The organism is Streptomyces hilarionis (assembly GCF_024539675.1).
GTDB lineage: Bacteria > Actinomycetota > Actinomycetes > Streptomycetales > Streptomycetaceae > Streptomyces > Streptomyces hilarionis.
In genome coordinates, this window is sequence record NZ_JAHHIT010000227.1 from 1 (window position 1) to 9,908 (window position 9,908).

The 9,908-nt window shown below is 72.1% G+C and carries 8 protein-coding genes; 4 read left to right on the top strand and 4 right to left on the bottom strand.

All coding sequences use genetic code 11. From position 1 onward, the window contains the following. Nucleotides 1-53 precede the first annotated feature (53 nt). Nucleotides 54-551 carry an RrF2 family transcriptional regulator gene (locus KMS84_RS35775; protein ID WP_256920701.1) on the bottom strand — a complete coding sequence of 166 codons (498 nt, stop codon included), beginning with the start codon at nt 549-551 and terminating at the stop codon, nt 54-56. A gap of 165 nt (nt 552-716) precedes the next feature. Here KMS84_RS35775 and KMS84_RS35780 point away from each other — a divergent pair, with 165 nt between their 5' ends. From KMS84_RS35780 to KMS84_RS35795, 4 genes are all read left to right on the top strand, one after another. Continuing rightward, on the top strand, nt 717-1,385 hold the full coding sequence (locus tag KMS84_RS35780; RefSeq protein ID WP_256920702.1) for a thioredoxin-like domain-containing protein: 669 nt from the start codon (nt 717-719) through the stop codon (nt 1,383-1,385). Nucleotides 1,386-1,396: 11 nt separating this feature from the next. Beyond that, nucleotides 1,397-2,005 carry a DUF305 domain-containing protein gene (locus tag KMS84_RS35785; RefSeq protein ID WP_256920703.1) on the top strand — a complete coding sequence of 203 codons (609 nt, stop codon included), beginning with the start codon at nt 1,397-1,399 and terminating at the stop codon, nt 2,003-2,005. Between the two features lie 257 nt (nt 2,006-2,262). Then, on the top strand, nt 2,263-4,203 hold the full coding sequence (locus KMS84_RS35790; RefSeq protein ID WP_256920704.1) for a S53 family peptidase: 1,941 nt from the start codon (nt 2,263-2,265) through the stop codon (nt 4,201-4,203). Nucleotides 4,204-4,355: 152 nt separating this feature from the next. Beyond that, nucleotides 4,356-6,395 (top strand): NAD(+) synthase, encoded by a 2,040-nt coding sequence (locus tag KMS84_RS35795; RefSeq protein WP_256920705.1) that lies wholly within the window; start codon nt 4,356-4,358, stop codon nt 6,393-6,395. A gap of 257 nt (nt 6,396-6,652) precedes the next feature. Here KMS84_RS35795 and KMS84_RS35800 read toward each other — a convergent pair whose 3' ends face one another. The 3 genes from KMS84_RS35800 to KMS84_RS35810 all read right to left on the bottom strand — a co-directional run bounded on the left by KMS84_RS35800 (nt 6,653) and on the right by KMS84_RS35810 (nt 9,765). Continuing rightward, on the bottom strand, nt 6,653-7,876 hold the full coding sequence (locus KMS84_RS35800; protein WP_256920706.1) for an MFS transporter: 1,224 nt from the start codon (nt 7,874-7,876) through the stop codon (nt 6,653-6,655). 108 nt (nt 7,877-7,984) lie between these two features. Next, nucleotides 7,985-9,046 (bottom strand): endonuclease/exonuclease/phosphatase family protein, encoded by a 1,062-nt coding sequence (locus tag KMS84_RS35805; protein ID WP_256920707.1) that lies wholly within the window; start codon nt 9,044-9,046, stop codon nt 7,985-7,987. A 182-nt stretch (nt 9,047-9,228) separates the two neighbouring features. Further along, nucleotides 9,229-9,765: a TetR/AcrR family transcriptional regulator gene (locus KMS84_RS35810; protein WP_256920708.1), complete on the bottom strand. Its 537-nt coding sequence runs from the start codon at nt 9,763-9,765 to the stop codon at nt 9,229-9,231. Nucleotides 9,766-9,908 lie beyond the last annotated feature (143 nt).

Consider the following 9,908-nt stretch of genomic DNA (forward strand, 5'->3'; position numbering starts at 1 on the left):
CAACCACCATCGCTGCCACACCGCGCTGGACGGACACCCGCCCATCAGCCGCGTCAACAACGCTGCGGGTCAATACAGCTAGGGCGTGTTTCGAAAGTCCCGTCTGCCCGGGGCGGCGGGGAGACGCCGAGCAGCAGCGGGCCCGTCGGGTCGGCCACGAGGTCCGCGAGCGTCAGGGGGTCCAGGGAGGCGAAGAACGCCTCCTGGGCCCGGCGCAGGGCGCCCCGCAGCCGGCAGGCCGACCGCAGCGGGCAGGGGACGCTCCCCTCGCAGTCGACGACGTCGCCGTCGCCCTCGAAGGCGCGCACGACCGCGCCCACGGAGGCGGTACGGCCCGTCCCGGTCAGCGCCAGGCCCCCGCCCCTGCCCCGGCGGGCCTCCAGCAGACCGAGGTGCTGGAGCTCGGCGACGACCTTGGCCGTGTGCGTGTAGGGGACGTCCATGGCGGCGGCCACGTCACGGGTGGTGGGGGTGGCGGCCGGGTCGTCGCCCGTCACCGCGAGCCGCATGAGGACGCGCAGTGCCAGGTCGGTGGATCGCAGCAGCCGCATGCACCGAAGCGTAGATAATGCGCATCTCGCCTTCAAATTAAGCGCGGATCCGATCCGTGGCGTCGACCGGTCTACGACGCGGCCCCTCCCGCCCTTACGATCAGCTGACCCGTACGTCAGCAGCGTCCCGACCGTCCCGCCCCTTTCCCCAGAAGGACAGGCCTCATGGGTTCCGCCAGCCAGAACACCAACGCCACGCGCAAGGCGCGCATAGAGGAGATGCGGCGGGCCGAGCTGGCCCGTGAGCGGCGCAACCGGTTTCTCGTGATCGCGGGCAGCGTCGTCGCCGTCGCCGCCCTCGTCGCCGGCGGGGTGTTCGTCGTGAAGTCGCAGTCCAAGGACGAGGGGAGCGCCGACGCCAAGGCGTCCTCGGCCGACGGGAAGTTCGCCACCGGCGCGGACGGGGTCAGGACCTGGAAGGGCAAGCTCGGGCGTACGCACGTCACCAAGAGGGTCCACTACCCGACGGTGCCGCCGGTCGGCGGCGACCACAACCAGGTGTGGATGAACTGCGACGGCGACGTCTACACCAAGGCGGTCGACGACATGAACGCCGTGCACTCGCTGGAGCACGGCGCGGTCTGGGTGACGTACAACGCCAAGGCCCCCAAGGCCGACGTGGCGGCCCTGGCCGCCAAGGTCGAGAAGACGCCGTACACGCTGATGAGCCCCGACGACGACCAGGCCGACCCGATCATGCTCACCGCGTGGGGACACCAGCGCACGGTGACCGGCGCGAGCGACCCGAACGTGGACACGTTCCTGGAGAAGTTCGTGCAGGGCGCGCAGACGCCGGAGCCGGGCGCGGCGTGCACGGGCGGTCTGTCGCGGTGAGGTACGCGGGCGTGGCGGTCGCCGTGGCCGGGGTGCTCGTCGCCGCGGGGGCCGTCACCTACTCGGTGGCCGGCGAGGGCGGCGCGGACGGCGCGGGCTCCGAGGTCCCCGCCGCCGCGTCGGCGGACGCCGGGTTCGCCCGCGACATGGCCGTGCATCACCAGCAGGCCGTCGAGATGTCGTACATCGTGCGCGACCGCACGACCGACGTGGAGGTGCGGCGACTCGCCTACGACATCGCGCAGACGCAGGCCAACCAGCGCGGCATGCTGCTCGGCTGGCTCGACCTGTGGGAGCTGCCGAAGGTGTCGTCGGACGGGCCGATGGGCTGGATGGGCATGGCCGGCATGAGCGGGGGCGGGGACGGCGCGCTGATGCCCGGGATGGCCACCGACGCCGAGCTGAAGAAGCTCGGGACGCTGAACGGCAAGGCGGCCGAGGTGTTCTACCTGCGGCTGATGACCGCGCACCACAAGGGCGGCATCCACATGGCCGAGGGCTGCGTGCACCGGTGCACGGTGGACGTCGAGAAGCGGCTCGCGCAGGGCATGGTGGAGGCCCAGCAGTCGGAGATCGGCCTGATGACGGACATGCTGAAGGCGCGCGGGGCCAAGCCGTAGCGGGAGCGGTCCCGGAACCGGCCGCGCCAAGGGCGGGGGCAGGGACAGGAACCGGGACAGGGGCGGGCCGTGTGCGACCCCTCGGTCAATTCATAGGGTTTTCCCTCGACTTCACGGACGTATCCGCCAAATCCGCCCAGCAAGCGGTCACTTGGCCGCTTCTTGGTGTTCGCATTCCCCAGGCATGAAGCGTTCGTCGCAAGAGTGGCCAGCACGTCGGGTGATCCACTCGCGTCGAACCACATACAGGGGGTCCTATGAGATCCAATCGCGCCACGCTGCGCGCCGGAGCGAGCATGGCGGCGACACTGCCCATGATCGCCGGCGCGCTGGCGCTCGGCATACCCGCGGCGCACGCCGCGGACGGCCCGGCCCGTGACACGCTGGCCGGGACCAAGCCCGCATGGGCCACGGCCAAGGCGGACAAGGGCGCGACCGCGGACAGCGCCCAGGTCTCCGCCCGCGTCTACCTCGCGGGACGCGACGCGGCCGGCCTCGCGCAGTACGCGAAGTCGGTCTCCGACCCGCACTCCGCCGCCTTCGGCAAGTACCTCTCCGCCGAGCAGGCGCAGGCCCGCTTCGGGGCCACCGACGCCCAGGTGGCAGCGGTCAAGTCGTGGCTGACGGCGGCCGGTCTGAAGGTGACCGGCACCAGTCGGCACTACGTCTCCGTCAGCGGTGACGTCGCCGCCGCCGAGAAGGCGTTCGGCACCCAGCTGCACAACTTCGCCAAGGGGTCCCGGACCTACCGCGCGCCCGCGAAGAGCGCGACGGCTCCCGCGAGCCTGGACGGCGCCGTCCTGACCGTCACCGGTCTGGACAACGCGCCGCACAAGGCCGCCTCCAAGGACCAGCTGCCGCCGCCGGACGCGGTGTTCAAGAACTCCGGGCCGTTCTCCTCGTACTACGGCTCCACCATCGCGAGCGGTCTCCCGTCGGCGTACGGCAAGAAGATCCCGTACGCCGTGCAGGGCTACACCGGCAAGCAGCTGCGGTCCGCCTACGGGGCCGGGAAGTACACCGGCAAGGGCGTGCGCGTCGCCATCACCGACGCCTACGCCTCGCCGACGATCGCCTTCGACGCGGCGACGTACGCGAAGGCGCACGGCGACGCGTCCTGGAAGACCGGCCAGCTGCGCCAGGTCCTGCCGGCGAACTACACGAAGACCGAGGAGTGCGGGGCGGCCGGCTGGTACGGCGAGGAGACCCTCGACGTCGAGGCCGTGCACGCGGTCGCTCCGGCCGCGAACGTCACGTACGTGGGCGCCGCGTCCTGCTTCGACGACGACCTGCTCGACTCGCTCAGCAAGGTCGTCGACAACCACCTGGCCGACATCGTCTCCAACTCGTGGGGCGACATCGAGGCCAACCAGACGCCGGACCTGGCGGCCGCCTACGACCAGGTCTTCCAGTTCGGCGCGGTCGAGGGCATCGGCTTCTACTTCTCCTCCGGCGACAACGGCGACGAAGTCGCCAACACCGGCACGAAGCAGGTCGACACTCCGGCCAACTCGGCGTGGGTGACGGCGGTCGGCGGCACCTCGCTGGCGGTCGGCAAGAACGACAAGTACCTGTGGGAGACCGGCTGGGGCACCGAGAAGGCCTCGCTGTCGGCCGACGGCAAGAGCTGGACGGGCTTCCCGGGCGCGTTCACCTCGGGCGCGGGCGGCGGCACCAGCAAGACGGTCGCCCAGCCGTACTACCAGAAGGGCGTCGTCCCGAACGCGCTCGCCACGGCCAACAACGCCGCCGGCAACCGCGTCGTCCCGGACATCGCGGCGATCGCCGACCCGAACACGGGCTTCCGGGTCGGCCAGACCCAGACCTTCCCGGACGGGACCCAGCAGTACAGCGAGTACCGCATCGGCGGCACCTCGCTGGCGGCGCCGGTCATCGCGGCGGTGCAGGCGCTGGCCCAGGAGGCGCGCGGCGGCACGGCGATCGGCTTCGCCAACCCGTCGATCTACTCCAAGTTCGGCTCGCGGGTCTACCACGACGTCACGGACAACCCGACCGGGTCCGGACTCGCGGTCGTGCGCGTCGACTTCGCCAACAGCATCGACGCGAGCGGCGGTCTGCTGACCTCCGTGCGCAGCCTCGGCAAGGACAGCTCGCTGTCCGCGGTGAAGGGCTACGACGACGTCACCGGCGTGGGCACGCCCACGAACGGCTACGTGGACTCGTACAAGAAGCACTGAGGCACGCGGCCGCGCCCAGGCGCGGCGGGCGGGCTTCTCGAGGGGGCGCGGGTGCAGGTCACCCGCGCCCCTTCGGCACGCCCGGCCCGCGCGGGGGCGGCACACGCTGCCCGCACCCCCTATCGCGTCGCTTTGACGATTACACTGGGCCCGTGCCTGAATCGAACTTCTGGTCCCTTTACCAGCACGGTTTCGCGCGGGTCGCCGCATGCACGGGTCACACCGTCATCGCCGACCCGCCGGCCAACGCCGAAGCGGTCCTGCGCCACGCGCGCCGGTGCGCCGAGGAGGGGGTGGCCGTCGCCGTCTTCCCGGAGATGGTGCTGTGCGGCTACTCCATCGAGGACCTGCTGTTGCAGGACGCGCTGCTCGACGAGGTCGAGGCCGCGCTCCAGGAGGTGGTGGCCGGGTCGGCCGGCCTGCTGCCGGTCCTCGTCGTGGGCGCCCCGCTGCGGCACCGCAACCGGGTCTACAACTGCGCGGTGATCGTGCACCGCGGCCGGGTCCTCGGCGTCGTCCCCAAGTCGTACCCCCCGAACTACCGGGAGTTCTACGAGCGCCGGCAGATCGGCGACGGCGCGGACGAGCGCGGCGGCTCCCTCCGTCTGGGCGGCGAGGCCGTGCCGTTCGGCGTCGACCTGCTGTTCGCCGCGCGGGACGTCCCCGCCCTGGTGCTGCACGCGGAGATCTGCGAGGACATGTGGGTGCCGGTGCCGCCCAGCGCGGAGGCCGCCCTCGCCGGCGCGACCGTCCTCGTCAACCTGTCGGGCAGCCCGATCACGGTCGGGCGGGCCGAGGACCGCAAGCTGCTGTGCCGCTCGGCCTCGTCGCGCTGTCTGGCCGCGTACGTCTACGCGGCGGCCGGACTGGGCGAGTCGACCACCGACCTGTCCTGGGACGGCCAGGCCATGGTCTACGAGAACGGCGTGCTGCTGGCGGAGACCGAACGGTTCCCGCCCGGCGACGAGTACGCGGTCGCCGACGTCGACCTCGACCTGCTGCGGCAGGAGCGGCTGCGGATGGGCACCTTCGACGACAACCGCCGCACCCACCGCGCCCGCACCTCGGACTTCCGCACGGTCGAGTTCGAGCTGGACCCGCCGTCGACGGACCTGGGGCTGCGCCGCCGTCTGGAGCGCTTCCCGTTCGTGCCGGCCGACGCCGACCGGCTCGCGCAGGACTGCTACGAGGCGTACAACATCCAGGTCGCGGGCCTCCAGCAGCGCCTGGCGGCGATCGGCGGCCCCAAGGTGGTCATCGGGGTGTCCGGCGGCCTCGACTCCACGCACGCGCTGATCGTCGCCGCCCGAGCGATGGACCGGGCGGGCCGCCCGCGCAGCGACATCCTGGCCTGGACCCTGCCCGGCTTCGCCACCAGCGACCACACCAAGGGCAACGCCCACAAGCTGATGAACTCGCTCGGCGTCACCGCCGCCGAGCTGGACATCACGCCCACCGCACGGCTGATGCTGCGGGAGATGGACCACCCCTTCGCCTCCGGCGAACCGGTGTACGACGTCACCTTCGAGAACGTGCAGGCCGGTCTGCGCACCGACTACCTGTTCCGGCTGGCCAACCAGCGCGGGGGCATCGTGCTGGGCACCGGCGACCTGTCGGAGCTGGCGCTCGGCTGGTCCACGTACGGCGTGGGCGACCAGATGAGCCACTACAACGTCAACGCGGGCGTGCCCAAGACGCTGATGCAGCACCTGATCCGCTGGGTCGTCAGCAGCGGGCAGTTCGACGAGGAGACCGGCCGGACGCTCTCCGCGATCCTCGACACCGAGATCAGCCCGGAGCTCGTGCCGGGCGAGGAGATGCAGTCCACCGAGTCCCGCATCGGCCCCTACGCGCTGCACGACTTCACGCTCTTCCACGTGCTGCGCTACGGCTTCCGGCCCTCGAAGATCGCCTTCCTGGCCTGGCACGCCTGGCACGACGCGGACGCCGGCGACTGGCCTGCCGGCTTCCCCGACGCCAAGCGGGTGGCCTACGACCAGGCCGAGATCCGGCGCTGGCTGGAGGTCTTCTGCCGCCGCTTCTTCGCGTTCGCCCAGTTCAAGCGGTCGGCGATGCCCAACGGGCCGAAGGTGTCGGCGGGCGGTTCGCTGTCGCCGCGGGGTGACTGGCGGGCGCCGTCGGACAGTTCGGCGGCGGCCTGGCTGCGGGACCTCGCACGCTTCGACGAGTGAGCGGGGCTGCCGCCCGGCGGGCGGGTACCGGTCGGTGGTACCGGTGGGCCGGTACCGGTGCCCGGCAGACCGTGGCCGGTGGGGCGGTGGAAGGCGCGGGCCCGTGGGCCGGTGGGCTGGGAACGTGCGGGCCCGCTGTGGCCGGTCGCGCAGTTCCCCGCGCCCCTGAAGGCCGGGGCCACGCCCCGTCCCGCCGCGCACACCCCACCCGGCAGGCGCCGGACAGGCCCGACCCCTGAGGGGGCCGGGCCCGGTTGTCAGTGGTGCGCTTCCGCCGTCGCCGGGCGGGGGTGGTGGGTGGCGACGACGCGGTCGCGGGAGGCGGGCCGCTGGGTGCGGCGGGCGTCCACGGCGTACGCGATGCCCGCGACGAGCAGGCCGAGGACGGCCAGGACCGCGCCCGCCAGTGCGGGCGAGGTGACGCCGAAGCCGGCCGTGAGGGCCAGGCCGCCGAGCCAGGCGCCGCCCGCGTTGGCCAGGTTGAAGGCCGCCTGGTTGGCGGAGGAGGCGAGGGAGGGGCCGTCGGCCGCCTTCTCCATCACCATCAGGTTCAGCGGGGAACCCGTGACGAACGCCGCCACGCCGAGCAGGACCACGGCGAGCGCGCCGCCCCACGCCGTCGTCATCAGCAGCGGGAACAGGGCCAGGACCAGGACCAGCGACGTGAGGCCGGCGAACAGGGTCGGGCGCATCGCGCGGTCGGCGAGGCGGCCGCCCAGCAGGTTGCCGACGGTGGCGCCGACGCCGAACAGCGCGAGCAGCAGCGTCACGCTGGAGTCGGCGAAGCCGGCGGAGTCCGTCAGCATCGGCGTGATGTAGCTGTACGCGGAGAACAGCGCGCCGAAGCCGGCCACGGTGGTGCCGAGCGCCAGCCACACGGGCAGCGAGCGCAGGGCCGCCAGCTCGCGGCGCAGGCCGACGGCAGGCGCCTGGGCGTGGTCGCGCGGGATGAGCAGGGCCAGGGCGGCGATGGCGACGAGGCCGATCACGCTGACGCCGAGGAAGGTCGCGCGCCAGCCGAGGTGCTGGCCCATGAGGGTGGCGACGGGAACGCCCGCGACGTTGGCGACCGTCAGGCCGAGGAACATCAGCGACACCGAGCGGGCCTTGCGCTCCGGCGCGACCAGGTTGGTGGCCACCACCGCGCCCACGCCGAAGAAGGCGCCGTGCGGCAGTCCGCTGAGGAAGCGGGCGGCCAGCAGCCAGCCGTCGTCGGGGGCGAGCGCGGAGAGCGCGTTGCCCGTGACGAAGAGGCCCATCAGGGACATCAGGACCGTGCGGCGCGACATCCGCGCCGTCGCCGCGGCCAGCAGCGGCGCACCGATGACGACGCCCAGCGCGTACGCGGAGACGAGGTGTCCGGCAGCCGGGATCGAGATGTGCAGGTCGTCCGCGACCTCGGGCAGCAGGCCCATCATCACGAACTCGGTGGTGCCGATGCCGAAGGCACCCACGGCCAGGGCGAGCAGGGCCAGGGGCATGAAGAACTTGCCTTTCAGAGAGAGCGGATTCCGTTCATCATACGTTTCGTATGTTCAAGTACGGAACAAAGTCTCCCCGGCCCGGTATTCCGGCGGGCGACGCCCCGGTTACGGTGTGGTGACCTTCACACGCGCCGCCACCGGCAGATGGTCGCTCGCGGTCCGCGGCAGCGTCCAGGAGGTGACCGGCTCCACGCCCTTCACCATGATCTGGTCGATGCGGGCCATCGGGAACGACGCCGGCCAGCTGAACCCGAAGCCGCTGCCCGCCGCGCCCTGCGTGGAGCGCATCTGCGAGGTCACGGCGTTGAGCGAGCGGTCGTTCATGGTGCCGTTGAGGTCGCCCAGCAGGATCACCCGGGTCAGCTTCTCGTCGGCGATCGCCTCGCCCAGCGCGTCGGCGCTCGTGTCGCGCTGACGGGCCGTGAACCCGGCCCGCAGCTTCACCCGCACCGAGGGCAGGTGGGCGACGTAGACGGCGACCTCGCCCTGCGGCGTCGCCACGGTCGCCCGCATCGCGCGCGTCCAGCCCAGCTTGATGTCGACGGGCTTGACGGCGCTCAGCGGGTACCTGCTCCACATGCCGACCGTGCCCTGCACCGAGTGGTACGGATACGTCGTCGCCAGCGCCTTCTCGTACACGGGCGCCGCCGTGGCGGTCAGTTCCTCGAGCGCCACCACGTCCGCCTCCGACGCGGCGACGTCCCGGGCGGTGGCGGACGGATCGGGGTTGTCCGCGTTGACGTTGTGGGTGGCGACGGTCAGGTCGCCGCCGCTGCCGGTCCGGTCGACGAGGAGTCCGCCGAAGAGGTTCACCCAGACCACGGCCGGGAGGACGACGGCGATCAGCGCGGTCGCCGACCTGCGCACCAGCGCGAGCACCAGCAGCACCGGGACGAGGACGCCGATCCAGGGCAGGAACGTCTCCGTGAGGCTGCCGAGGTTGCCGAACCGGTTGGGGATGCGCGAGTGCAGCAGCATCACCAGGGCGAGCACCAGCGCGACGCCCGTGAGGACCAGACCGCGCCGCCAGATGCGCGGATCACCGCGCCAGCCCGTCGACAGCCGGCCGACGAGGCGTCCGATCAGGCGCCGGAGCCGGGCTCCCCGAGGCTCGTGTCCCGAGCCGCCGTTGTCGTCCGTCTCCGTCATGTACGCCTGCTGCGCCATACCGTCGCCTCACTGCCTGCCGTGCACACCGTACGTCCCCCCGGGTACGACCCTAGGCGATGTTCGGCTTCGTTCTCGCCGTCTCGTGACGGCCGTACGGGCAGGAGGACGAACGGGGCGCTCCCGGGGGTTCCTGACCCGGGGCACAGGGCGCGGTCTGTGACGAAACGCGCACACGCGCGTTACGGGAGAGGCCGGCTGACGGGGCGTAGTCCGGTGAGCAGCGTGTCCACGATACGCTCGGGCAGGTCCTCGGGCAGGTCGGTGTCGGGCCGCAGGACGGCGCGCACCAGCATCGGGCCGACGAACAGGTCGTTGACGAGGTCGATGTCGACGTCCGCACGCAGTTCGCCGTTGCGCTGGCCCCGGCGCAGGACTTCGATGCCCAGCCTGCGCCGGGGTGCTATGACGGTGTTCTGGTAGGCGGCCCAGATCTTCGGGCTGCTCTTCATCTGCGCCTGCACGTTGTGCAGGATGGCCGAGGAACGGTTGACGAGTCCCCGCCGGCGCAGCGATTCCAGCAGCACGATGAGGTCCTCGCGCATGGAGGTGCCGGGGAGTTCCAGGTCGTCGGGCTCGGCGGTGCGCAGCACGTCGACGAAGAGTGCCTCCTTGCCGCTCCAGCGCCGGTAGATGGCGGCCTTGCCGACGCCGGCGGTGCGGGCGATGCGCTCGATGGAGATCTCCGCGAGCGGGACGCCCTCCTCGAGCAGCTTCATCACGCCCTCGACGATGGCCCGTTCCACGGCCTCGCTCCGGGGCCGGCCCCGGACCGGCTGCTCCACGGCTGTGCTGTCGGCGGGCCTCACGTCATCGATCCTTTCGTCGCGCTGGGGGAATTGTCGCCCGGGCGGGCGGGCGG